Origin of the sequence: Desulfoluna spongiiphila (genome assembly GCF_900101345.1) — a bacterium.
GTDB lineage: Bacteria > Desulfobacterota > Desulfobacteria > Desulfobacterales > Desulfolunaceae > Desulfoluna > Desulfoluna spongiiphila.
Genome location: NZ_FMUX01000004.1, coordinates 334937 through 358462, shown reverse-complemented (window position 1 = coordinate 358462; position 23526 = coordinate 334937). Strand labels below are relative to the sequence as shown.

The window sequence follows — 23526 nt, the reverse complement described above, 5'->3', positions numbered from 1 at the left end:
GCAAAAAAGCATGGAAACAAAATGATCCCAGCACTTGAAGCCCTTCGAGTTTCTTTCTGCGTCGTGCTCGGAGACTAAACGGGCAAACTGGTTACGGTCAAAAAAACCTACGATTTGACTGAAAAGGCTGGAATGACGTACCATTGATATGCTCCTTGTTTGGCGAGGTCTTTGTTTGCAAACTTAACCATGCCTTATAAGGAGCATCTTTTCAAATTCTCACCGGTTTACTTCCGGTCAAATCCTATTTTGGACAACAGTGTAAATATAGTCAGATTCTTAATTGTGTATCCTGTTCTTTGTTGGGGGGGCGTGGGGCAAGATTCATTACCCGGCTAAGGACCGGTTCTCTTTTTTGTGAATCATCCTCTGTGCAACTGAAGGGCGTGTCTCGCTGAACCTCCACCTATCCGATTCTGTGCCTTTTTGGTTACACTATCTGAAACACTCCCGGAGCATCATCGTTACGTGCCTCAAAGCCAAAGGCTTCATAATATTTTTCGAGCCCCTTTGCTGACATCAAAGCGATGTATGAACCAGGTTTCGCTGTTTTTTTGATGTAGGTCATCAGCTCCTTCATAAGAGCCTTTCCGATGCCCTTCGACTGGTAATCGGGATGGACAATCACGTCTTGAATGTAGAAGTACAGCCCCCCGTCACCTGCAATACGGCCTATGCCAACCACTGTTTCGCCTTCTATTGCAACAACTGAGAACAGAGAATTGTTCAAAGCAACCTTTGTGGCATTGGCGTCAGTATCCCACCAGCCGACCACGTTTCTTAGTTTTTGGTATTCTTCGATAGAAGGCAAACGGTGCTTGATTTCCATAGGTTGGGATTCCAATAGGCACACGACGGGTCTCGTCCGACGCACGATAGAGTTTCAGGTTTGACAGCAATTTTCATACAGGGGGGAGCTTAAGGATGGTTGGTTCCTGGTTGAGTTGGCAAAGCCCGAGGCGTGCCCATCTTTTGCCGGAAGCACCGCCATCGTCCCATTTGTTTATCATCTATAACTCAAGTTTCGGAGTTGACACGTGAGTCAATTTTCCATGACAGTTCTTGTGCTTGTGTGAACAGATCCGAAGAACAGGTTCATTCAATTTTTACGTTTCAATCAGCGCCCTAATTGACCTGATATTCCCGTCTCGTGACCTTTCAATTCATACGCCTGAAATTTCGATTTTTCAATTTAAAAAATAGATATTATCCTGGGGGAGGACATTGTCCAACACCCTGAAATTTGGCACATGGTTTATTTTGGTCTGCTTGGAACTATGGGCCTGAAAGCCAAGACCGGTTGCCTCTGTTTATCTGCGTAGATCTGTAAACTTGATGGACCCTGCGTGTCCGCTCTCTGTCGGGGATTCGTTGGTCGGAGGCGTCAAGGTCAACCGCCTTTGGGACCGAGTTAGTTCGCGCAATCAGCGCTATGGGGATGTGAAGAGGGCGGTGGGTCTTTCTGTAAGTTTCGAAATGAATAACCCAGTGAATTATCACAAAAAAACTGTTGACACATTAAAGATATGAATTTAGGGTGGGGTGTAATAACTAGTTATTGCGAAGTTTTTGGAATTCATGATGCGACCCGACAGGATGCGCCAACATCCTGCCAGGCCTGACCAAAACAACCTTCAGAGGAGGTCGTCATGGCTACACGGTTTTTTACACCACACTCACCCCCATTTCAAGTCGTATTTTCCTCCATCCGCGCAACCTTGCGCCCCTTTCATCAACGAAATCGTCGCTACAAATGGCCAATAGACAGTGAATGGTGAACTATGACGTCGTGAATAGTGTCTGTACCGCATTGGGCGCAGATCTACGGCATACATGAACCGCTGTTGACGCGTTTACGATGCCGCCTCTATTCACGATCTCTATTCATCTTTACGGGGCAACGGGTTCATGGCAACAGCCTGTATTGCATATGGGCCCGGATTGCTCCATCTCTGCTCACGATTAGCCCTTTACTATTCACTAAAGAAGCGGGAGTTCATCATGATCTCATCGGACAGCCAGCCCGGCCGTCGCATGTTTTCAGGGTCGGAAATATCTGAACTCTGTGATGCCATCAAGGACGTACATCGCCTGCTTACATCCGTGGGGGCGTTCTTTTCCGAACTGGAGGATGCCGAAGCCCCGGGAGGAAACGGTCTTCAGATCGATTTCAAGAAATGGGGGCTTCGCACCATCACCGAAGACCTTCTGGAGCGGCAATACCGGGCCGTGGATCGGATTGTGGCGTTTTACAAGGAGGAACAGGAGAGGATGTCGGCGAAGGGGAGGGGGTAGAGAGCGCCACGGCGCTTAGGGCATTGCGGAGCGGGAGGCACTATATGTTGGTGTGTGGGGAAGTGAAGCGCTTGATGGGCACGCTCTGTTTTGCCCATCCTGCGTGGTTTGGTGTGGTGTTGGTTTGTGGGGTGGGGTTGGATACCGGTTTCCCAAAAAGAAAACAGGCGGACTCTGGGAAAGTCCACCTGCTTTCTAAGGGGGAATGCTGTTGATGAGGGGATTTACTTCGATATTTAATATAGGCGAAATAAAGTGACGGGTCCATGAAGCAAATGACTCAAATGTGTGGGGTATTTTCCTGGGGAGCCGGGACAGTGTACGGGGTGGGTGCGGCGCATCTTGACATGCTAAAGGAGGCTTCTGTCGCTTTGGGGCCCCGGCCAGCCGGGAATGACGAAATCGAACGGTGAAATCCGCTTTTCTTGTGGTGGCCGTGTTGGGCTGAATGGTTTCGTCGCTGACAAAAAAACCGCCTTCCGGGTGTGGGGTCACCCGGGGAGGCGGTTTTTTGTTGGGAGCGGGGGCACAGATCCCGATCTCCCTATCCAGGCTATGTCATGAAAAAACGCAACATGTCATTTTTGGTTTTCTACTCGATGTTCTTACCCTTCAGGCGAGCCGAGTGCATCCATCTTTTGCGTTGCCAGAGCTTTGAAGATGCAAGCACTCGACTTGTGAGAACTTCGGGTTAAGGTTCGGTGGGCTCGTCGAGGCCCAGGGTGCCGCCCGGGTTCATGATGTTGTTGGGATCAAAGTGTTTTTTCAGGGCTTTTAAGGTGTCCATCTGGCCCTTGCCCAGGTGTTTCTCCATGAGGGGGGCCATCATGCGGCCCACGCCGTGGTGGTGGGAGAGGGTGCCGCCGTTTTCTTCGATGCTTTGGATGATGCCCCGTTGAAAGGCCACGAATTCATCCCGGGTCTCGAACTTTCCGATGAAGATGAAGTAGAGGTTGGTCCCCTGGGGGTAGATGTGGGAGCAGTGGGTCATGCACAGGGTGTCCGGGCGCTCTTTGATGTACTTGCGGACGCCCATGTGGACCTGGTGCAGGTTGTCCCATTTGACGCCGGTCTCCAGGGTGTCGATGACCACGCCGTAGTCGTTTAAGTCCTCCCGCAGGTACGGGTCGTTGAACCGGCCATGCTGCCAGAGTTTGACCGGGTAGCCGGTGAGGCTCATGGCACCGTTGGCCTTTGCGATGCGGCGAACGTTTTTGCAGACGTTTTTGGAGAATCCCTTTTCCCCTTCGGTGTGGCCGAGGAGCAGGCATCGCTGGCCGGACTTGTAACCTTTGAAGGTCATGAAGGTGTCCAGTGGGGTCCCCTCGATGCCGTGTTGCTTGAGGCCGATATAGGTCTCTTCCGGGTCGGATATCCGAAAGACCGAGGGCATGCCGCATTCGGCCTGGGAGATCTCCCGGGTGGCGTTTACCGCGTCCTGCCAGGTGGGGAAGATGAAGCTGAAGTTTTTGCGGGTCCCCGGGGTATGACGAAAAACCTTGAGGGTGGCGCGCGTGAGAATCCCGTAGGTTCCTTCCCCTCCTTTGAGGATGTCGTTGACCATGGGGCCGGTGGCGGTGCTGGGGTAATCAAGGGTGATCACCTTGCCCGCGGGCGTGACGCAGGTCTGGCCCAGGACCAGGTCCACGGCGTCGCCGTAGTAGGAGGACTGCTGGCCCGATCCCTTGGCCGCGATCCAGCCGCCCACGGTGGAGAACTCGAAGGACTGGGGGAAGTGGCCGCAGGTGTAGGGGTGACGGGTGTTGAAGGTGTTGGGGGCGTTGTTGAGGAGATCCTCCAGGGCGGGGCCCATGATGCCGCATTCCACGGTGATGGTCTGGTTGGTCTCGTTGAACTCCACCACCCGGGTCATGTGGGTGGCCATGACCAGGGTGACGCCCCCTTTGTTCGGCGTGAGGCCAAGGGTCACGGAGCTGCCGCCGCCAAATACGTGCAGTGGGATTTTTTTCTCGTGGCAGAGGGCCACGATGCGGGAGATCTCCTCTTCGGTGCGGGGATGGACGATGAGATCCGCCACCTTGTCCGGCGTTCCGTCCCGCAGGGCGTAGATCTCCTCCATGGTCTTGCCGGTGGAGTACTTCACCCGGTCGTAGTCACTCACCGAGACGTTTTCCTCGCCGCAGATGGCGGTGAATGCCTCGATGGTTTCGAGGGGCATGGCCGGAGCCTTGTCGCCCAGCGTGACGGGGTCGTCCCCTGCGGAGACCGGGGCGGAGAAGGCGTCGTCGGAGAGGCCGAAGGTCTCTTTGAGCATGGCATAGAGCTTGGCGTTGGGGTGCTTGAACCCGTCCGGTGCCCCCCATTTGAAGATGGAACGCCAGCTTCCGGGTTCCGGGGGAGTGGTCCGCCATTGGGGCTCAAAGGATGTTTTTTTTCGTTTCATGGGCAGGTCTCCTTGCGTGTGTGTCGTGATATCTGTGTGCATGGGCATATTTTTGAAAAAACGTAACGATCAAGATTATAAAAAACGCCTCCGCGGATGCGCGCTTCGTTTAATGCCAGATAGCTGTTTGTCAAACTTTTCAAAAGTTTGGCCCCCGGCAGGGCCGCCGGAGGCTTTTTGCCCTTATTATTCGGGATATCCGGTGATCTCCCGGATCTCTTTATAAATGGGGTCCAGCCGCGGGTAGATGCGCTTGTAGACCCGCTGGTACATTTTTCGGTATAGGGCGGCACGGTCGGGGCTCGGCTCAAAGGTGGTGTCGTAGTGAACCATGGCGCCGATGGCGGCTTGAAAGTCTGGGTGGAGCCCAAGGCCCACGGCCGTGACGATGGCGGCCCCCAGGCCGGAGGTCTCCGTGGTTTTTCCCCGGACCAGGGGGCGATTGAAGATGTCGGCCGAGATCTGGCAGATCTGGTCGCTTCGAGAGGCCCCGCCGGACACGGCAAGGCGCCCCACCGGTATTTTGGTCTTTTTTTCCAGGCGTTCCAATCCTTCCAGAAGAGCATATCCCAGCCCTTCGATGACTGCCTTGTAGACGTGCTCCTTTTTGTGGACATCCCCGAAGCCGATCATGGCCCCCTTGGCGTTGGGATGCTCCAGGCCCGGGCCCCAGTAGGGCTGGACCATGAGTCCCATGGCACCGGGGGGGGCTTTTTCAAGGAGCCGGTCCATCTCGGCTTCCGGGGCGATACCCTTGACTTCGGCCCTGGCCACCTCTTTATGGGCGAATTCATTCTTGAACCAGGTGATCATCCAGTAGCCCCGGAAAATCTCGATCTCCGGGTTCCAGTGCCCGGGCACCGGGGCCGGGTAGGCGGGCATAAAGCGCAGCGGCTCGAAGTAGCGCCTGGATGAGATCTGTACCGTGGCGGTGGTGCCGAAGCTCAGGCTGGCGGTCTCCTCGGAGAGGACCCCCATGCCGAGGGTTTCGCACCCCTTGTCCGATCCGCAGGCGATGACGGGCAGGCCCTGGGCAAGGCCCGTGGCCGCTGCGGCCTCCTTGGTGATGTGGCCGAGCACCTCGCCGGGGGGAACCACCTCGGGGAGTTTTTCCCTCTCCATGGGAAAGAGCAGGGAAGAGGGGTCGAATCGGGAGGCCCAGCAGCTCTTTTTGTAGTTAAAGGGGATGTGGCCGATCTGGGAGGCGGAGGCGTCGGCGAACCGCCCGGTGAGCCGGTGGTTCAGGAACCCGGATACCTGAAGGTATTTATGGGTTTTTTTCCAGATTTCAGGCTGGTTCTGACGAATCCAGTTGCCCTTGCCCTCCTGCTGCACCTTGGTGAGGATGGAGCCCACGCCGACGGCGGACAGGATGGGGCCTATGGGAAAGGGAGGCGTAAAGACCGGGGTTGCTTTTCTCTGGTCCAGCCAGGTGATGGCCGGGCGCAAGGGGGTCCCCTTTTCATCCACGTTGATCATGGTGGCCCGCTGGGTGGTGATGCCCACTCCCTTGACGGCGGCCATGAGGTCCGGGCAGCGCTTCAGCAGCGTCCGGCAGCCTGCCACCAGGCTGTTCCAGAGGAGCTCCGGGTCCTGTTCGGCCCAGCCCGGGTGCTCGCTGTAGTAGGGGGCGTACTCCACCTGTTCGCTGTCAAGGAGGGCACCGTCCCCGGAAAAGAGGAGGGTTCTCATGCTCTGGGTGCCGCAGTCTATGGAGAGGATCACAGGGGTCATAGGGGCTCCTTTGGGATCGGCTTCGGAAAAAAGGGGCGGGCGTTGCAGCGATGCCCCCCCCCACGGGCTTTGCCATCGGGTTGGTCGGTTCTGTGTGTTGCGCTCTGTGAACATGGCGGGCTCTGGATAAACATGTTCAGCTTGCGATGGCAATTGTTTTTAATCGGGTATTCAGCTTGTTGCCGTCTTGACACAGAATGATGTATAGTGGTATGACCACTTACCAGATATTGGCTTCATTGCAAAGAAAAAAATGAAGGAGAAAACGCGATGGACAACAGTGCCGGGCCTTTACGTCCCACCAAGTTTGCAGAACACAAGCTGGTCAGTGCGATCCTTGACGGCACCTACCCCCCCGGGTCCAAATTGCCTGCGGAGCGGGCCCTGGCCGTTGAGATGGGGGTTACCCGCCCGACCCTGCGGGAGACCCTCAAACAGATGGAAACCGAAGGGTGGATCACCATTGCCCACGGCAAGCCGACCCTGGTGAACGATTACCTGAAGACCGGAGGGCTGGGTATTCTTTCTACCCTCACCCGCCACAAAGGGTACGTTCCCAACGCCTTTGTCTCCCATTTCCTTGAACTCAGATCCGCGCTCATGCCCCGGATGGCCCTGTTTGCGGTGTGGGAGGAGAGGGACAGGCTCCTGGCATACCTGGGTGAGGCCCAGGGGCTTGCCGAGACCTCTGCTGCCTATGTGGCATACGACTGGGGGTTGCACCTGATCCTGGCCGATCTGTCCGGCAACCCGTTTTACCGGATGATTTTAAACGATTTTGGAGAGATGTATCTCTATATGGGGGGCATGTATTTCGAGGAGGATGCCCATCGCAGAGAATCCTCAGCGTATTACAAGACCCTGCGTGAGGCAGTGGAAGCAAGCGATTGCAAAGGGGCATCGGAGGTGGTGCGGCAGACCATGGAACAAGCATCCGCACTCTGGAAGTCCATGGTGGGAACGTGACGTATCGGGAAGGGGAACCAATGGAACGACAGCAGGAAGAGAGCAAGGTGGATTTGATCATTGTCGGTGGCGGTGTCACCGGTGCGGGGGTGTTCCGCGAAGCGGTTCGAAACGGACTCCGGTGTCTCCTGGTGGAGCAGAAAGATTTCGCCTGGGGGACCTCCAGCAGGTCCTCCAAGCTGATTCACGGGGGGCTCAGGTATTTAAAAGAGGCCCAGTTCAAGCTGACCCTGGAGTCGGTGAAGGAGAGGGAGAGACTCCTTGCCGATGCCGAGGGTCTTGTCTCGCCCATTGATTTTCTCATGCCCCTTTACGAGTCCTCAGGGCCCGGCAGGGCGGCCATGGCAGCGGGGCTGACGGTTTACGATATCATTGCGGGAAAGTTTCGCCATCGGTACCTGCGCAGCGGCCGGGTCAAGGAATTGGTCCCCGGGATCAACACCGGCAAGTTGAAAGGGGGCTACCTTTTCATGGACGCCCAGGTCGACGACGCCCGGCTGGTGCTTCGTCTCATCGGTGAGGGGACGCGTCAGGGGGGGCGTGCCCTGAATTACACCGAGGCCCGATCCGTCCTGCGGGATGAGAAAGGGGCGGTGTGCGGCGTGTCCTTAAAGGATGTGGCAACGGGAGACACCTGGGAGGTGTCGGCCCCGGCCGTGATCAATGCCACCGGCGTGTGGGCCGAGAGCCTTCACCCGTCCCCGGAAGCCCATCTTCACCTTCGTCCCTTGCGGGGGAGCCACCTTGTGTTTTCCAGGGAGACGCTTCCCGTGGAGCACGCCATCAGTTTTTTTCATCCCGTGGACAAGCGTCCGCTTTTTATTATCCCCTGGGAGGGGGTGGTGCTGCTGGGGACCACGGACCTGGACCATGAGGGGGACGTGAATCTGGAGCCCGCCATCTCCGATGACGAAGCCGAGTACCTGCTGGCCGCCTTGAAGCGTGTGATTCCCCATGCGGAGGTAACCCGCGACGACGCCCTGACCTCCTTTGCCGGTGTCCGGCCGGTCCTCAGCGAGGGGCGCAAGGAAGCCTCCCGGGAGTCCCGGGAACATGCCGTCTGGGTGGACCGGGGTCTGGTGACGGTGACCGGGGGTAAGCTCACCACCTTCAGGAAACTGGCCTGGGACACCCTCAAGGCTGCACAGCCGTTTATCAGGGAAGATCCCCTCACCGGTGAGGGGGATGCGGTTTTTTCCGAGCGCAGGGGCACCACCCCTGAAGGGCTGAAGACCGAGGTGTACAAGCGCCTGTGGAGCCGATATGGCAAAGGGACCCTGGCGCTGCTCGCCCTGTCCGTGCCCCGGGGGCTGGAGCCCATTGCCGAGTCGCCTTATGTCTGGGCAGAGCTTGCCTATGCCGCGGAGCATGAGTCGGTGAGCCACCTTGATGACCTCCTGCTCCGGCGGGTTCGCATCGGGCTGGTTCTAAAGAACGGGGGACTTGACCAGATGCCAGCCATTCGGGAGGTGGTTCAAAACCCCTTGAACTGGGACGATGAGCGGTGGGAACGTGAGGTTGAGGCCTACGACAGCTTGTGGAAACGCTGCTACAGCCCTCGGCCGGTGAAGGACTAAAAGCAGGCTGCGAATGCGTTTTTTCCCTCGTTTCTCGGGTCAAAGCCCAGCTGAATTTTGGCGAGTCAATGCATAATTATTTATGTCCGGCCGCCTTATTCCGTTTGCCTTCTATGCTCAACGTGAGGGGGAAAACGCAACTTCGGTGGCAAGGGTGGAGAAGCCGTTTAGGCATAATATCTTCAAAACAGATTCATGCCGTGTTCGAGCTTCTCCGCTTATCATAAAGGGATATGGCCGGGGCATAGTCTCACTGGGCATCCAAGCATAGCCGCAAGGTGCCTTTGACGCACCATGCTCGAACCATCGATGGCCGTTATGTTTCAATAAAATCAGGCGAATTTCAGCCCCGGTTTTTTTTTGCCCCCTTACATCCACTACCCTCATATTTTTCCGACCTTGATCATCGTTTGAGCCGCGACCTGAAAAGAGCCGGTTCGTAGGGTGCACTCCGTGCACCAAAATCAAAGCCCGTCATGCCCCGAACGCCTGGGCAAAATCGAAACCTTGGGTGACCCGGACACGGTGCGCAGAGTGCACCCTACGGGCTGTCGGCCTTTTGGGACGGTGTCATCAATAACACCTCAGTGGCCCAAACGATAACCAAGGCCTTTTTTTCCTTCAAGCAATCGCTGTTTCCCGGAAATGTGGGGTCTCTGGGCGTAGCGATTTCATTCTCCCTCATCCTTTTATCCACAGTTTCTCATTTTGCGATTCAAAAAGGGCATGCCGCTTTTTTTTCGTTCCATTGATTTCAAACGTATTTCAAGTCAATGGCTTGCTGCCTTTGGGGGATTCTGTTACATAAGGGAGGTGTCGGTCGATTGCGGCAGGCATGGGTTCCCGAGCATATCAAGGCGTGACGGCACCGTAGAAAATCAGAGAATCTTATGGCGATGCATCCGATGTCGGTCTGCTTAGTGCGATGGCCCAGCGAAAGGAGACAGCGCTTTTTCATGCCGCCTTTCAGTGCGGCGGCATTATTATTTCTCCTACACCTCAGTGCGGACACCACCATGAAAGCCTTTAAAAGGATCCTTTTTCTTTTTGTTCTTTTTGCCCTGGCCGTCTCTTTTTTTCCCGAGAAGACCGATCTCCTGTGGCGCAGGGCTGACCACTGGATCCGCGCCGTCGCTGAATCTCTCACCTTTTTTATCCTGTTTATTTATAACGATGCACCGGTTACGGAAGAGGGCGTGGCCTTCTTTCTTGTGGCGGCGGTTGTGTTCCTGAGCCTCTGGGGCGTGTTCTCCTTTAAGGCAAAGGCTGGAAAAGAGGGGAGGGGGGCGGGCTCTACAGGCAAGGCGCCTGAGTCGAGCCATGACGAAGCGGCGGAGATTGAGTATCGCTACGTGGAAGAGGACGTGGTCAAGCACTTTCTGGGGATCTACCGGACCCAGCTTGGGGTACGCAGCGATGCCCCCTGCAGGTTCGAGCCCGTGGAAGGGCAAAGGGGCACCTTCGGCGTCATTTACGAGCTGGGCGTCTTGAAGGGCGGGGAGTGGCAGACGCGTCGCCTCACCATCGGCCCCCTTGGGGAGGCCGGGACCCAGAGGAGCCACACCTGGTTTGTGATCTATGACCGCTACATCGTGGTGAAGATTCCCCCCAAGCCCCTCACCGACTTCAACGCCTACATCAAAGAGCTGGTGTACGGCAACTCCCTTGCGGCCCGTCTTGCCCCCACCGAGTGCGTGGTGCCCAACGTCACGGTGATCATGGAACTCCTGGCCCCGAACCGCACCCCTTCCCTTTCTGCTACGGAAATCGAAAAGGGGCACGTGGGGCGCCTCTCAACGAACGCGGCGTACCAGAAACACCTCATGATCGGCCCCTCCTTTGCCTTTTTCATGGACCTGTCCCGCTACTACTTCTTGAGCCAGGTGCTGGAGGATATCCACATCTCCCGAAAATCCATTGAGGAGGAGATCGTGGGGCATCCCCATATCCTCTGGGACCTCAATGATTTTGAGGGGCGGTACGGCAAAGAGAGGGCCGCGTCTGCCGGAAAAATATCCGCTGTGTTCGATTTTTTCGAAGAGGAGGTCAACCGGCTTCTGGTGCAGTTCGGCATCAGCTCCTCCCTGCCGATTTTCAGTGTGCGATCCTGGTTTGTACAATACCTTGCCGGGCGAACCATCCCCACAACAGACCAGAACCTGTCAGCGGCATTCATGGATGAACTCAACACCCAGGCCACTTTGTCCATGGCCGAACACGCCGAGGCCATCGCCGCCTACCGGCAGATGATCCACGACTATCTATTTAAAAAGAACACGGTGAAGACCCGGGCGATGATCGGCAGCATCGTGACCAACCTGCTGGACCTTCTGGCAGGGCTTAACAAACGTTATATCGCCATTCGGGACATCAAACCGGACAACCTTCTCATCGCAGGGGACCCGGAAAATTATCCCAGCTTTCTCACCAGCCCCACGGAGTTCAAGGTCGGCATCATCGATGTGGAGACCGCCGCTTATCTCTCCATGGGAGAGAAGGGCCGCATCGAGCAGCCCCTTTTGGGGGGAACGCCAAAATACGCCACCCCCAGCAATCTTTTCGGAAACGAGGTCATCCGCGAACACTTTGGTGAGGTGGCCCGCATCCTGAGACTCCAGGACTGGTATGCCACCGCTGCCCTGATCTTCAAGGTGGTGACGGGCAAGGACCTGTTTGAGGACTCGGCCCAGCTGATTCCGGAAGTGCTGAGAATCCTCTCCGTGGCAGATGACGACTCCGGCCCTTCGGTGTATGAATATGTGAGCCGAATTTATTTCAAGAAAGCCCTTGCTGAGTTTGACGAGAAAATCACCAAACACCGGGAGATGTTGTCGGCGTTTCAGATTATCGTGCTCCGGAAAAACCAGAAGGTCCTCAAAACGGAGATCGATTTTTGCAAAATGGGGCTCGAAGCCCGGGTGGATCAGCTCGTTGAGGCCCAGACCTTTTTTCAAGGGGAGAAAAACACCGACACCCTTAAACGGGCCAGCAGCCAGCAGATTCTGCGTCTCATCGACACATGGAAGAAGAAGAGCATCACCTCGGATCAGCAGCGCAGCCGGGTGGCGGAAGCCGTTCGTTTCTTGCGATTACTCCACGGGTTCAAGGTTCAGTTTGAAGGGATCGCCCGTTTCTCCGCCCGCTTCAACGAAGGGGGCATGAAAGTTTCGGCACATCACTTGATCCATGCCATGTTTCAGACCGTCTGCTACTCCATGTACACCCGGGTCTGGGGGGAGCTGAGCGGAGCCGAAGGGTTTGAGGCCACCCAGGAAGTCGCCGATGAGACCCTGGAGCGTACCCTCGATTGTGAGAAAACAGTCTCTGTCGCCTACTGAGTCAACGATACATACTTATTTCAGGAGTTCCATGGTTCGCAAGGTTGTGACAACTGCCCGGCTCCTGGCCGGGTTCCTTGTTTTTCTGCTTGGTGTTCCTGCCTCGGCAGAGCCGGGGTTTCGCCTTGTCTCCTACAATGTTGAAAATCTTTTTGACCTGACCCGAAACGGCAGCGAATATGCCGACTATGTTCCCAACACAGGCACCGGTTGGAATGACGCCGCGGCCAGGGTGAAGTACGCCAACATTGCTTCGGTTCTGGCCGGCTCAGGGGCCCATGTGGCGGTGCTCTCCGAGGTGGAGTCCCCCGAGGCCCTGGCACGCCTTCAACGGGCCCTTTTACATGCGGGACAGCCCATGTCCCACGGGGTTGTCGCAACGCATCCCACCACCGTACGCTGTGCGGTGCTCTCCTGTTTTCCCATTTCACAGACCCATGAGATCTCTCCCGGTCCCGGCATGCGGTCCATTTTACGGGTGACCCTGAATGTCACGGGCATCCCCCTGGTGGTGTACGCCAACCACTGGAAGTCCAAGCAGGGCCCGGAAAGTGAGCGCCTGCCTTACGCCCGGGCCCTGACCGCTGATATCGCCACCTTGCCTTCCGGCACCGATTACATCCTCGCCGGAGATTTTAATACCAACCACAACGAATGGCAGAGGTTTTCCGAAGAGCCCCGGTTGAACGATACCCGCGGAAAAACCGGCATCAATCACCTGCTCGGAACCATCCACAACAACGCCATGGTCACCGAGGAGAAGGTGGTAACGGGCAAGGGCCTTCATTACAATCTCTGGATGGAACTGCCGCCGGAGAAGCGGTGGAGCTACAGGTTTCACGGCCGGAAGGGGAGCCTCGATCATATCCTTCTTCCGGCCGCCCTTTACGACGGCAAGGGCATCAGCTATGTGGACGGCTCCTTTCACCGGTATGCACCGGAGCACCTGTTCCGCAAGGGGAAGATTTTTCGCTGGCAGCGAGCGGACGGGGGACGGGGCAGGCACCTGGGCAGGGGCTACTCCGATCATCTCCCCGTCTGTGCGGAGTTTCGTGCGGGGCCTTTTGAGGTCGTCCGCAAGGGCGAGCCGGCCCTCCGGGCGCCGGTCCCTCAAGCCGCGCCACCGGAGGCATCCGTTGCCGATCTGTACAATCTGCCGCCGGGTCCGGCGAACTATCGCCTACGTGGTGTGGTTGTGCTATACAAGGCGGGTTCAAATGCCGTGGTCAAGTCCCCCGGGGGCCGGGCCATCTATCTCTACAAGGTGGGAAAAGCCCTGCAGCCGGGGTGGATCGTCGATATGACGGTGACGCGGCTTGCCGATTATTACGGGCTCCGTGAGGTGACGGCCGTCACCGACATGGTGAGGCGGGGCAAAGCCGATACCGGGGATCACCTCCTCGCCGTGGGCGATGCCGTCAACCTTCGCGACGGTTCCGTCGTCAACGAGGTGGTGGAACGCGTCTGCGGCCTGTACCGGGACGGCTGGTTGCAGTACGGCAACGGACGCTCCATTCGTGTGTACACGGTCAAAGGGATGAGGCGCCCTGAAAACGATACGCATATCTGCCTGTCCCGGGTGCGCGTCGGTTTCCACAGAGACCCGGAGCTGGTGCTGGAGAGGGTGGGGCAGATGAAGTAGGTGACAGGCAAATAGGCAAGAGGCCATAGGTTGTAGGCCACGGGTCATCAGGATTCAAGTGATAGGGTATAGACGTCGGCCACGTGTGAGGGGCCGGGATTTTATCGTTTTTTGCGTGATATAGTGTGCGGGATGGATAGTATGGACGTGAGTCGAGGAAAGAAGTGGCAGCATCGAGAAACGGTTTCCGGCAGTGCGGTGGAAGCCGGAAGCTGCCTGGCAGCCGCCACGGGTCTCTCCCGGGGGCGGGTGAAACTGGCCATGAAACAGGGTGCTGTCTGGCTTCGCCAGGGAAAAAAGAGGCGTCGGATTCGCCATGCCAAGCGCACGGTTCAGCCCGGCGAGACCCTGGAAATCTATTACGATGAGGCCCTTCTTACGGCGACGCCCCCGGAGGCCTGGTGCCTGAAGGACGGGGAGCATTACAGTGTCTGGTTCAAACCTGCCGGGCTCCTGACCCAGGGATCCCTGTACGGCGATCACTTTTCCCTTGAGCGCAAGGCTGAGCTCCATTTTGCCGGAGCCCGCCATATCCACCCTGTGCATCGCCTCGACCGGGAAACCGCCGGGCTGGTGATCCTTGCCCACGGCAAAAAGAGCGCTGCAGCCCTGTCGGCCCTTTTTCGCGAGGGAAAGATTCAAAAGATATACCGTGCCGAGCTCCTCGGGGACATCTCCGACGCCGGGGAAAGCCCCTTTATCACCGAACCCATTGAGGGAAAAGAGGCAAAAACCGAATTCGCCGTGGAGAGTGTCGACCCGGATGCCGGCACCTCCACTGCCCTGGTGCGTCTCCACACCGGGCGCATGCATCAGATTCGCCGACATTTCGATATGATCGGCCACCCGGTCATGGGTGACCCCCGCTACGGCAAAGGGAACAAGAACCGCTTCGGGCTTCGTCTTGCCGCCGTAAACCTCTCCTTTCTCTGCCCCTTCCTCCGTCGACAGGTCTCATTCACCACGGAAGAGACCCTGCCGGATCCCATACTCAGAACGGTCAATCTTACGCTGTTTCGTTAAGCCCCGCCGGGGCAGTCGGCAGGTCCCCAGGGCCTGCCGGGCGCCACCGATGTTTCAGGGTGGCACGGAATATGTATACCAAAAGTGCACGAAGTGTCCCCGGGCTGTGCGGGATGCTTCGCGATTTTCTCGCTTTATATCGTTTGATTAGACCCGTCTGTATGCCTTTTGCGATGAGTTGTTGGCAACGTATCAATCCACGAAATTTTTTTTTGCTTAGTGAGCAGGTTTGATTCATCTGTATTTTCAGACATTGGTGTGGTCACGGGTGTCGTTGGTGTTGAAAATGTAGTTGTAATCCCCCTGAAGGATCCGTCAGTGATTTTTTAAGACGACCCCTGCCATACCTTATGTCTGCAGGCATTTGTACGAGTCTTGCGAGGCCGCAAAAATAATAAACTAGTTGTGATATGCTTATATAAAGGGCCTGTGGTTATGGACTTGAAAGTCAATCAGGAGATTGTACGCGATGCCATGGTGATCGGCAGTTCGTCGAAGATGGAGCACGTGATGGATATGGTCTGCAGAATCGCTCCCTCTTCACTGCCGGTGCTGATCACCGGGCCGACGGGCTGTGGAAAGGAGGTCATCGCGTCTGTGATTCACCACATGCGGGGGGACCCACGTCTGCCCTTTGTGGACATCAACTGCGCCGCCATACCGGAGACATTGGTGGAGACCCTGTTGTTCGGCCATGAAAAGGGCATGTTCACCGGGGCAACGGGGAAGCATCAGGGCTACCTCTCCATCACCGGCAGGGGAACGCTGTTTCTCGATGAAATCGGGGAGCTTCCGCTTCCCCAGCAGGCGAAATTGCTGCGCGTGATCGAATCCAGGTCGTACCGGCCCCTGGGAGGGGCCGTGAACCTCCCTTTTGAGGGGCGCATCATCGCAGCGACCCACGCGGATCTTGAAACGATGATTGAGCATCGCAGGTTTCGCGAAGACCTTTACTATCGCTTGAATGTTCTCAACCTTGAGGTTCCGTCTCTGCAGGAACGGCGCCAGGATATTCCTGAATTGATACGGTTTTTCCTGCGTCGTGTCGAGCAGCGGGTGGACTTTACGGACGGGGCGTTGCAGGCGATGATGGCCTTGGACTGGCCGGGCAACATACGCCAGTTGAAGAACACCATCGAAAAGATATCCCTTCTCTCCGACGAAAACCCCATTACGGAAAAAAGCGTGGCCACCTTTGCCCATCAGGAGGTATTGCCCCTTGATGAGACCTTTGACAATGTGGCCGATCAGGTCATTGATCTTGCCTGTGAGGACAAGGTTGAACGCATGGAAACGGCCCTGGTGCGCCGTGCGCTTTTGAGGGCGGAGGGGAACAAGAGCCAGGCCGCCCGGTTTCTGGGCGTTCATCGTAAATATATCGAGAGAAAAGTCAAACTGTGCAACGGTGCGTGATCGCTGATGGCGATCATCGGTTAATTTCAATGGTTGTGTGTCTCGCGCGATGAGCTGCGATGACCCCGCGATGGCCGGAAGTGTCCAATCCCTTTGGTGGCGATGGACGCAACCGGCCATTTTTTTGTGGATTCGCAAGAAAAAGGATCGGCGAATCGCATCATACGGTGTTGGCACGAAGGTTGCTAAATGGATACCTGATCTATGGATTAATCCTTGAAATTAAAGGGTTGTAACGCAAGGGGCGGAGCTATGCGTTCCTGGCCGCAACCCGGCAACGACCACGAACGGTTCATCACAGAGGGAGGCTCATATGACGGATTTCAGCCAGGCTGTAACGGATGCGGTTTCACAGATCAATTCGCTTGTTGTCGGGTCCTCTCCGGCAATGTCCCTGGCAAGCCAGTACCAGACCCAGGGATTCAACACCACCATGGCGGCTATGAATGCCGTGCATTCACAGCAGCAGTCCTGCATTGTCCACCAAACAGCGACCGTTGAGAATGTCATCAAAATGCTTCGTTCATAACGCACCGCAAAGATGAAAAATGTCAAACAAGATAAAAAGTCTTGCCGATGCAAACAACGAAATCGCCACCTCGGTCAAGGGGGGGGCATTTGACAAATCGCCATTATCAAACGGGGCAGGGCAATCTGTCCAATCGGTCTCTCAATCCGTTGCCATTGCCGTGCAGGATGCCGGGGACACCATGCGGAACATTGCCCTTGTTCAATCCACAGCCCTGGGGGTAGCCACCCAGAAATTTGTGGAGACAAAGGACCCTGAGTATATTCCCGTGATCAAACAGTGCCAGGCCGTGATGAATGATTCGGTGACGTATTGGGAAACCATCGGGAAAAAAGGGGCTGAGATTCTCGAATCGTACAAGAAAATTTTTTAATCAAGGGTCAGGGGGTGCGGGGACATGGCAGATGAGAATGTATTCAAGTTTACACACCAGGATTTTGGCTCCTTTAAAAAAAATTACAGCTCATTTTTGAAGAACTACACGTCGTCTCTGAGCGACATGGTGAAGATGAACAACCAGTTCCTTGAGGATAAAGCCGAAGAGATCGAAAAACTGATCAAGATCAACAACGTGATTTTTACCCAGTCCGACGGGGAGGCCCCCGAAGGGGAAGACGGTCCGTCGGCCGGCGATCCGGAGGCGAGTCAGGTTAATGCCTTCATGAAGATGTCGTCCCAGACATCGGAACAGGTCAATGAGCAGTTCAAACATGCGGATGCCATGTTGAAGAGCGCGACAAAGCAGCTCGAAGCCTTAACCAAGAAAAGCAACGAGATGCTGAAGAAGATGCACCCTGAATTTCAGGCGAATCCGGCCCCGGACCCTGCGGCTCCTTCCGAGGAACCGGCTCCTGAGTCGTGATGTGTTGAGGCCGGAGCGTATGGCGTTTACCCGATGACTCACTAACCTAAAAAGGAGTAGAAAATGACTCAACTTCAGGAAGTCAGCCCAGCGATCACAGATGCGGTCACCGAATCAAACTTGAGTGTGTTGGGTGAATCCCCAGCCATGGCCCTCGGCAGTCTGTATCAGACCATCGGTAACTCAGTGGCGATGGCTGCTGCAAACGCGGTGTATGCACAGCAGCAGGCAAACGTCACTTTCCAGGCAGCCACCACCCTTGCTGTGAAAAAACTGATGGAAGATTGATGGTGCACGCGGTGAAGGGTCCGGGATCAACCCGTTGGTGGCCGTTGTCCGGAAAGGACGGGTTGATCGGATGTTCTCTAAGGGCAGCATGGATCCTGTCACGGTTTTTTTGTCGGCCCGTGTGTGGTGGGTGTAAAACGATCCGTTAACCCCATAGACGAAAGGAGATGAGAAATGCCTCAATTACCAGAGTTGACGCCTGCGGTGACTGATGCGGTGACTCAGAGCAATGTCAGCGTGTTGGGCGAGTCCCCGGCCATGGCCCTGGGGAGCCTGTACCAGACCATCGGGAACTCCGTCGCCATGTCCGCAGCAAACTCGGTGTACGCCCAGCAGCAGGCCAACGTTACGTACCAGACGGCAACAACCATCGGGTTGAGCAAGATGCTGAACGGTGAATAACGGGTGATGGGTTCGTCGAAGGGAAACGAAGAGAACGCCACACAGCAGCATGGTATCTAACGGCGCAGCTCTCCCTGACCTTTTGACGAGTCGGTCACACTCAAAGGAGCAACACGTGGCGCAGTCGGCAGATGTGAGTGCTGCCGTTGCAGATGCGGTTACCCATGTGAATGGTTTGTTGTAGGCGCCGACCAGGGCCCTGGGAAACTTGTATCAGACCGTTGGCATCACGGTTGCCATGGCCGCAGCCACTGCGGTGAATGCGCAGCAGCAGGCCAGGGTCACCTTTCAGACGGCAACCACTGTTGCCATAGATCGTATGTCCAATGGCAATTAACCCACAATTAAAAGGAGGCAATCATGCCACAACTTGCAGAGATCAGCCCGGCCGTAACCGATGCAGTGACCCAGACCAACGTCAAAGTTCTCTCCGAAGCTCCTGCCATGGCCATGGGCAGCCTTTATCAGACCATCGGTAACTCTGTTGCCATGGCCGCCGCCAACGCCGTGTATGCCCAGCAGCAGGCCAACGTGACCTATCAAACGGCAACCACGGTTGCCATCACCAAGCTGGTTAACGGTTAACCCTAACAAACCCATCAGGAGGTAATAAACAATGGCACAACTTCCCGAACTCAGCCCCGCCGTCACGGATGCAGTGACCCAGACCAACGTCAAGGTACTCTCCGAATCTCCCGCCATGGCCCTTGGCAGCCTGTACCAGACCATCGGCAACTCCGTGGCCATGGCCGCTGCCAACGCCGTGTATGCTCAACAGCAGGCCAATGTCACCTACCAGACGGCCACCACCGTCAGCCTGGATAAAATGATCAACAGCAAGTAATGCGCTAGTCCGCTGTCTTTCGGTTCGAGCGGGCCGCTTCACACCCTGTTTTTTCCGTGGACTCCGTCGCCGCATCGGCGAGCGGTGCCGCTTCCGAGGATGGTTGAAGGCACATCATCAACATTTAAGACAAGGAGTGGAACAACATGGCACAACTTCCCGAACTCAGCCCGGCGGTCACCGACGCCGTCACCCAGACCAACGTGAAGGTCCTGTCCGAAGCACCTGCAATGGCCATGGGCAGCCTGTATCAGACCATCGGCAACTCCGTGGCCATGGCCGCTGCCAACGCGGTTTACGCCCAGCAGCAGGCCAATGTCACGCATCAGACCGCCACCACCGTGGCGATCACCAAGATGATCAATCCCAAGTAAGCACCACTGAAGCTTTGAAAACATCGGCCTTCATCCCGAAGGTCGGTGTTTTCAGGCGCCAACCGATGAGGGGGTTCTATGGCTGAGATGAGCAAACCGGCTGCTGACGCGGGCAGTGCAGATGAGAATAAAGTGGATCCCAGGGTCCTGGATGCGGTCACCAGCACCAACGTAGCCGCCATCGGGGTGGCGTCCGATGAAGCCATGGCTGTTTCTTACGAATCGTTGGCTCATTCGCTGAGCCTGGTGATGCAAAATGCCGGTTCCACCCAGTACGGAATGAAGCAGATCGAGGCTGCGGCGGTGGCAAAAACCTGTCAGAAAATTCTGTCGCTTATCAAATAAAGTCGGGCCCATGTCTGGGGATGAGCGGGGCAACCATAAACCGAGTCCAATAAAGGAAATGTCATGACAGACAAACATGTTCACATTGCCGGAGCCAACAAGGAGATTGCCGCAAACCTTCAAGGGGAGAAAAAGAACTTTACCCCGTTGACCCAGGGGGCGGGCCATGCTGTCCAGTCCATTGCTCAGTCCATAGCCATCGCGGTGCAGGATTCCGTGGATACCATGCGGAGTATGGCCACCGTTCAGTCGGCCACCATCGGGGTGGCAACCCAGAAGTACATCGAAACCAGGGATCACGACTATGTCCCCATCACCGAGCACTGCAAATCGAACCTGACCAACACCGTTGATTACTGGGAGCGCGTGGGCATGACAGGTGCCTCCATTTTGAAGTCCTACAAAGAGATTTTTCAAAAGTAGCCCGGGACTGTCAACGGTCACATCATACCCGCCGGTTTTGTCGCATTACTTTTATGACGCCATAGAGACGAGGACCAACCATGCAGACAGTAGGAAATTTCAATTCTCAGTTCGGGCGGGAGTTGCCGACGGAGCGGTACCTGGAGGCGATCACGGAGCTGGCGAAAAAAGACGAACAGTACGTGTTTACCTGTTACCTGGGGCTGGTGCAGGGGGTTCTTGAAACGGTGATCGGCACCCTGGACACCATGGATGAGGACAGCGACACCGAGGTGCAGGCGGTTGAGGTCTGCCAGGTTGCGGGCATGAACCTGGCGCGGATGATGGTGACCCACTGCGTGGCCCTGGGGACGTTGATTCGCCTGTTTACAACCACCCGGCAGGTGGATGACGACAGCCAGAGGATCTTTGACTCCTTCGATGACCTCGTCGTGGTGCCGGGCTCCTCGGCACCTGCGAAAAAAAAGAGCATCGTGGCGAATTTGAAACGCTATTTCAATGAAGCCAAGTTCGAGGTCTGCCACTTGATGAAGAGGCGCATCGTCCTGACCAGGAGCATCAACGCTTACTGCTTGAGAAATATAAAAAAATCGCTGCACGTGGGGAAAAATATCACCGCAGAAGATGCGGGCCTGGTCATCGGGCACTTGCCCGAAGAGGTGATCTTCAGGGCCTTCAGCCTTCAGTTCGGGGTGGGCATCGGCCCGGAGCACGTGGACACCCTGGAGCACCTGTCCGCCTTTGTCGGGACCAACGGGCGGCAGGTGTATGAAAACTATTGGAAGCCCAGGGGCTTTGAGGGGGGAACCTACTACGTCGAAGCCTTTGCATCGCTGGAAGCGTTCATCACCGGCCTTGCCAGGCACCCCTTCGACAAAATGATGCAGGTGGTGTGGTACGCCACGCACAGGTACGGCACCGGCGACGACTCCGAGACACGGGTGCGGTTCCTGCTGAAAGTGCCCGATGTGAACCCCGAGGGGACGGGCTCCACGGCAAAGGAGGTCGTCAAGCTCCTGGGGCGGTACGATGAATGGATCGCCTCGGATGCAGGCCTGCTGCCCAGGCTGGTGGGTGTCACCCTCACCGGGCCCGAGGACGATGCCGTGGACGTAGGGGGCATCAAAGCCTTCTTCAACGAGTTGCACAACAGGGTGTTTATTGAGCGGGACGATCTTCTGGTGGTCCATGTGTCCATGGACACCCTTCGCTACACCAACGACGACCTCATGGAGACCAATCGGTGGGTGGGCCACTGGGTTGAGATCAAGACGCCCCTTAAAAGGCTGCACGGGTATGTGAGCAACGAACTGCTGATCAACTACGGGAAAATCAAGCGGCTGGCCCTGGACCTTGATGAAACAAAGCTGATCCGGTTTTGCTACAGCGGCCTTGAGCTGCGCATCGGTGAACGGGACCCTGCCTTTGCCGCCCCGTTCATGGCCCTGAAAAAAGAGAGCTTTGAGGCCTTTAAATCGCGAAAGCTCACCGTGCTTCACCAGGTGGTGTCGGCTTACCTTGCCAGTATTTTCAACCACAAGAACGCCAAATTAAGGCTCGGCTCTCTTACCCAGGTAAACGACGAGATCCTTGGCCTTATTGCCGGATCCGAGAATGTCTATGTCGATATGCTCCCCGGCTGGACCATCCGGGAGACGATCCAGAATTTGAATATCACCCCCCGCCAGTTGACCATCGCCAAGGAGCTTCTTCTGGTGGAGAGCCGCATCGGCGGGAAACAGGAGGGTAAAGCAAGCGTCGGCGATCTTATGGTCATCGAAAAAGCCGTGGAGATCCATACCCGGGAAAAGGGCGGGACGCAAATGCCCAGGCAGACGATCCTTGCCCATTCGCCCATCGGTCACTTCGTGGAGATGATTCCTTCGCAGTTCGTCCTTGGAGACGGCGGGGGAGGGACCGAGCGCATCGGGATTGTCAAAGAGTATGAGCTCTACAACGATTTGGTGGGGCTGCCCGCCCTGCTTGATGAAAACGTCCAGAGGTATGCCGCCTTTGCCCTGACCACCCGTTTTCAAAAAGGCGACAACAGCCTGGCGCCTCCGGAGCCGGTGAAGGGCGGGGCCAGGCAAGAGGTTGCGGCATTGCCGGTCGTTTCAGAGCCCCCCGCCGATGACCCGCCGCTCAAGGGGCACAAGGACGATCCCCTGGATGACGACCTGCTGCTGAGCCACTTGTTTGATGACGATTATTAGGCCCGCATCGGCGCGGTACCTGATGGGCGCGAGCCGGTGGGCGCACCGGCACCGGAGGCCCGGAACGGCCGCCATCGAGGCCTTTTACCGGGACCCCTGCCTGAGGGAGTGCATGGATTGGGTCGAGCGGTGGCATCTGCACGGGGATCCCGGAGCGAGGGAGGTCCTTAAGGGCCTGTGCCAAAGGTTTCCGGGGCACCACAGCTGGCACCGTGCATTGAAGGGCGTTGCCGAGGGAGACGCCTGCCGGCACAGGCTCGGGGACATAACGGTGCGGCGCACCGCCCATGCCCGGCAGCTTCTTTTTTCAGATGCCTTTACCTCCATGGAGGAGGGATACGCCCTGAGGCGCTGGGTGGACCGCCTTCTCAGAAAGCCCCCCGGATGTGTCCGTGAGTTTATTTCCTCCCTTGGGATGCACAGCACAGGAGGCCACAGGCTGGTTTGCGTGATGTCCGAACACCAGCTGGAAAAGGTGCTGAAACGCCTTGCCCCGGGGCCTGCGGACCGAATTCTCCAACAGGTGGTGGCGCTTATAGCAAGCCTTCAGGATTTCAGGGAAAGGGAGGGCAGCAGGGGATGCGTCTGGGTGCTGGACCATGAGTGCCATGGGGTTGCCCGCATCTCGACGGGGGGCTGGAACCCATGGCGGCACGGGGGCCGGACAACGAGCCTGGATCGCTTCCTGTTCAAGGCCGATTACCGGCGGGATCCGGTGTTGCTGGTCTGGTTGGCCGTGTTGGGAGATATGGCCGGGGGGGGCCCGGGGCCGGGTTCGGCGAGGCCCATGGGGCAGGGGGCATCCGTGCGGTAAGTGCAGGCTGCCCGATTATTTATCATGTCAACACCAGCAG

23 protein-coding genes and 1 pseudogene are annotated in these 23526 nt (G+C 56.7%); 20 read left to right on the top strand and 4 right to left on the bottom strand.

Annotation, left to right across the window (positions count from 1 at the left end; translation table 11 throughout):
- Both BLQ12_RS08290 and BLQ12_RS08285 read right to left on the bottom strand, forming a co-directional pair.
- On the bottom strand, positions 1-144 hold a 144-nt coding region (locus tag BLQ12_RS08290; protein WP_139163910.1), incomplete at its 3' end, for a DUF4372 domain-containing protein.
- A gap of 286 nt (positions 145-430) precedes the next feature.
- On the bottom strand, positions 431-829 hold the full coding sequence (locus BLQ12_RS08285) for a GNAT family N-acetyltransferase (RefSeq protein ID WP_092210121.1): 399 nt from the start codon (positions 827-829) through the stop codon (positions 431-433).
- Positions 830-2001: 1172 nt separating this feature from the next.
- Here BLQ12_RS08285 and BLQ12_RS08280 point away from each other — a divergent pair.
- Complete coding sequence (locus BLQ12_RS08280) at positions 2002-2295, top strand: hypothetical protein (protein ID WP_092210119.1); 294 nt, start codon at positions 2002-2004, stop codon at positions 2293-2295.
- A gap of 691 nt (positions 2296-2986) precedes the next feature.
- Here BLQ12_RS08280 and BLQ12_RS08275 read toward each other — a convergent pair.
- Both BLQ12_RS08275 and BLQ12_RS08270 read right to left on the bottom strand, forming a co-directional pair.
- Entirely contained in the window at positions 2987-4699 is a 1713-nt protein-coding gene (locus BLQ12_RS08275) for an FAD-binding oxidoreductase (RefSeq protein ID WP_092210117.1), read from the bottom strand.
- 186 nt (positions 4700-4885) lie between these two features.
- The gene (locus tag BLQ12_RS08270; RefSeq protein ID WP_092210115.1) at positions 4886-6433 is read right to left on the bottom strand and encodes an FGGY-family carbohydrate kinase; all 1548 of its coding nucleotides are present in this window, start codon (positions 6431-6433) and stop codon (positions 4886-4888) included.
- A gap of 270 nt (positions 6434-6703) precedes the next feature.
- On the opposite strand from BLQ12_RS08270, the gene BLQ12_RS08265 reads away from it, so the two are divergent.
- The 19 genes and pseudogenes from BLQ12_RS08265 to BLQ12_RS08175 all read left to right on the top strand — a co-directional run bounded on the left by BLQ12_RS08265 (position 6704) and on the right by BLQ12_RS08175 (position 23486).
- Positions 6704-7399, top strand: a complete 696-nt coding sequence (locus tag BLQ12_RS08265; protein ID WP_092210112.1) for a GntR family transcriptional regulator — start codon at positions 6704-6706, stop codon at positions 7397-7399.
- Positions 7400-7419: 20 nt separating this feature from the next.
- Entirely contained in the window at positions 7420-8976 is a 1557-nt protein-coding gene (locus BLQ12_RS08260; RefSeq protein WP_092210110.1) for a glycerol-3-phosphate dehydrogenase/oxidase, read from the top strand.
- Positions 8977-9992: 1016 nt separating this feature from the next.
- A complete protein-coding gene (locus tag BLQ12_RS08255; protein ID WP_092210109.1) occupies positions 9993-12314 on the top strand; it encodes a protein kinase family protein in 2322 nt (773 codons plus the stop codon).
- A 31-nt stretch (positions 12315-12345) separates the two neighbouring features.
- Positions 12346-13956, top strand: a complete 1611-nt coding sequence (locus tag BLQ12_RS08250; RefSeq protein WP_092210108.1) for an endonuclease/exonuclease/phosphatase family protein — start codon at positions 12346-12348, stop codon at positions 13954-13956.
- A gap of 141 nt (positions 13957-14097) precedes the next feature.
- Positions 14098-14979: an RluA family pseudouridine synthase gene (locus tag BLQ12_RS08245; protein WP_175469586.1), complete on the top strand. Its 882-nt coding sequence runs from the start codon at positions 14098-14100 to the stop codon at positions 14977-14979.
- 435 nt (positions 14980-15414) lie between these two features.
- Positions 15415-16392, top strand: a complete 978-nt coding sequence (locus BLQ12_RS08240; RefSeq protein WP_092210106.1) for a sigma 54-interacting transcriptional regulator — start codon at positions 15415-15417, stop codon at positions 16390-16392.
- 313 nt (positions 16393-16705) lie between these two features.
- The gene (locus BLQ12_RS08235) at positions 16706-16921 is read left to right on the top strand and encodes a RebB family R body protein (RefSeq protein ID WP_092210105.1); all 216 of its coding nucleotides are present in this window, start codon (positions 16706-16708) and stop codon (positions 16919-16921) included.
- Between the two features lie 19 nt (positions 16922-16940).
- Positions 16941-17294, top strand: a complete 354-nt coding sequence (locus BLQ12_RS08230) for a hypothetical protein (protein WP_092210104.1) — start codon at positions 16941-16943, stop codon at positions 17292-17294.
- A 24-nt stretch (positions 17295-17318) separates the two neighbouring features.
- The gene (locus BLQ12_RS08225) at positions 17319-17783 is read left to right on the top strand and encodes a hypothetical protein (RefSeq protein WP_092210103.1); all 465 of its coding nucleotides are present in this window, start codon (positions 17319-17321) and stop codon (positions 17781-17783) included.
- 63 nt (positions 17784-17846) lie between these two features.
- Positions 17847-18071, top strand: a complete 225-nt coding sequence (locus tag BLQ12_RS08220; RefSeq protein ID WP_092210102.1) for a RebB family R body protein — start codon at positions 17847-17849, stop codon at positions 18069-18071.
- Positions 18072-18245: 174 nt separating this feature from the next.
- Positions 18246-18473 (top strand): RebB family R body protein, encoded by a 228-nt coding sequence (locus BLQ12_RS08215; RefSeq protein ID WP_092210101.1) that lies wholly within the window; start codon positions 18246-18248, stop codon positions 18471-18473.
- A gap of 196 nt (positions 18474-18669) precedes the next feature.
- Positions 18670-18810: pseudogene (locus BLQ12_RS28310) on the top strand (RebB family R body protein); the annotation flags it as partial.
- A gap of 23 nt (positions 18811-18833) precedes the next feature.
- On the top strand, positions 18834-19058 hold the full coding sequence (locus BLQ12_RS08205) for a RebB family R body protein (protein ID WP_092210100.1): 225 nt from the start codon (positions 18834-18836) through the stop codon (positions 19056-19058).
- A gap of 31 nt (positions 19059-19089) precedes the next feature.
- Positions 19090-19317 carry a RebB family R body protein gene (locus tag BLQ12_RS08200; RefSeq protein WP_092210099.1) on the top strand — a complete coding sequence of 76 codons (228 nt, stop codon included), beginning with the start codon at positions 19090-19092 and terminating at the stop codon, positions 19315-19317.
- A gap of 146 nt (positions 19318-19463) precedes the next feature.
- Positions 19464-19691, top strand: coding sequence for a RebB family R body protein (locus BLQ12_RS08195; protein WP_092210098.1), 228 nt, complete (start codon positions 19464-19466; stop codon positions 19689-19691).
- 78 nt (positions 19692-19769) lie between these two features.
- A complete protein-coding gene (locus tag BLQ12_RS08190) occupies positions 19770-20036 on the top strand; it encodes a RebB family R body protein (RefSeq protein WP_217640265.1) in 267 nt (88 codons plus the stop codon).
- A gap of 63 nt (positions 20037-20099) precedes the next feature.
- Positions 20100-20459 carry a hypothetical protein gene (locus BLQ12_RS08185; RefSeq protein ID WP_092210096.1) on the top strand — a complete coding sequence of 120 codons (360 nt, stop codon included), beginning with the start codon at positions 20100-20102 and terminating at the stop codon, positions 20457-20459.
- Between the two features lie 80 nt (positions 20460-20539).
- Positions 20540-22672: a hypothetical protein gene (locus BLQ12_RS08180; RefSeq protein WP_092210094.1), complete on the top strand. Its 2133-nt coding sequence runs from the start codon at positions 20540-20542 to the stop codon at positions 22670-22672.
- Positions 22659-23486, top strand: coding sequence for a hypothetical protein (locus BLQ12_RS08175; protein ID WP_139163908.1), 828 nt, complete (start codon positions 22659-22661; stop codon positions 23484-23486). Before BLQ12_RS08180 ends, BLQ12_RS08175 begins: the two co-directional genes overlap by 14 nt.
- The last annotated feature ends 40 nt before the right edge of the window (positions 23487-23526 follow it).